Raw genomic sequence first — 1,352 nt, 5'->3', positions numbered from 1 at the left:
ACATAGGAATATCTTACAAAAAATCTTTACCGACGATTATGAAGAAATCAAATATACTCTTCATCCCAGATCTTCCGAGATGGAAAATATCGAAAAAATGATCAACTGTGGTGACCCTGCTTTTGGTGGCGCTATGTATGGATGCCCTCACTGTGGAAAACTTAAGTTCGTTCCTTTTCGCTGCCACAGCCGTTTCTGCCCCACCTGCGGCAACAAGTACTCTATGGAACGTACTACATCCATGTCTTTTAAACTCATTAACGTCCAGCACAGACACTGTGTCTTCACGATTGATGAAAATCTCCGTGATTTTTTCCTTCACGACAGATCCCTGCTTCATTCTCTTTTCCATTCTGTTGCCAGCGTTATTTCCCGTATGTTCTTCAAAATAAAGAAATCCAAAAACTTCACCCCTGGCTATATCATGCTTCTTCATACTTTTGGCAGGAATCTCAAATGGAATCCGCACATTCACTGTCTGATTTCCGAAGGTGGCTACAGCGATGTTGGTTTTTGGCGCCATATCACGCACTTTAATTATACATACCTTCGAAATGCTTTTCGTACCGCTTTGCTTAACGAAATGGAACGCCGGCTTGGCCCCTCTTTCAAGAAACTCAAAGCCTTATGTTATTCAGAACACAAACAGGGCTTCTATGTTTATGCCAAGCCTAATAAATGTGATCCTAAAACCGTAGTCAAAGATATCGGCCGCTATCTCGGTCGCCCGGTTATAGCCACATCCCGAATTGATAAATACGACGGTGAGTTCGTTACCTTCCTTTACAATCGCCACGAAGACAAAAAGTATGTCGAAGAAACTCTCCCTGCTATAGTTTTCATAAAACGGTTCATCAGGCACATCCCTGAAAAGCACTTTAAAATGATCCGATCTGGGGGAATCTATGCCCGCCACCGTGAAATTGACAATCATCTGCATCGTGCTATAGCAAAAGAAAAGCATCACATTTTTCGTAGCTTCAATCAGTGGCGTACTGCTATTCTCTCTTCTTTTGGGTATGACCCTTTACAGTGTCCTGATTGCCGGCACAAAATGGAGTTTCTTGAACTCTACTACAATCACCAGCGCGTTTCTCTCGAAGAACTTTACGAGAAAGTAAGGTCCAAATCTCGTGGAAAACGTTCCTCCGCAGGAATTCTCATGATATCATCTCTCCGAAAGGAGATTCCCATTTATGAAACCTGATATCGAGGAACTGCGCAGAAAATACATTGAAAATCCCCCAGAAGGTATGACGTCCAAGGACATTCGCCATAGGAGCGAGGAGGAACTTCTGGATATGGATGATTTCTTAAATGATGACGAACTTGATGACGATTTCGGTGAAGAA

The 1,352-nt window shown here is 42.7% G+C and carries 1 protein-coding gene; it reads left to right on the top strand.

Features of this window, described 5'->3' with window-relative positions; all coding sequences use genetic code 11:
- The first annotated feature begins 10 nt into the window (after positions 1 to 10).
- Positions 11 to 1,207, top strand: coding sequence for an IS91 family transposase (locus KQI71_RS12230; RefSeq protein ID WP_216436393.1), 1,197 nt, complete (start codon positions 11 to 13; stop codon positions 1,205 to 1,207).
- Positions 1,208 to 1,352: the final 145 nt, after the last annotated feature.

It is taken from the genome of Anaerostipes sp. MSJ-23 (assembly GCF_018918155.1).
GTDB lineage: Bacteria > Bacillota > Clostridia > Lachnospirales > Lachnospiraceae > Anaerostipes.
Note: the sequence above shows the minus strand (reverse complement) of the source record. Positions and strands in the feature narration are given on the sequence as shown.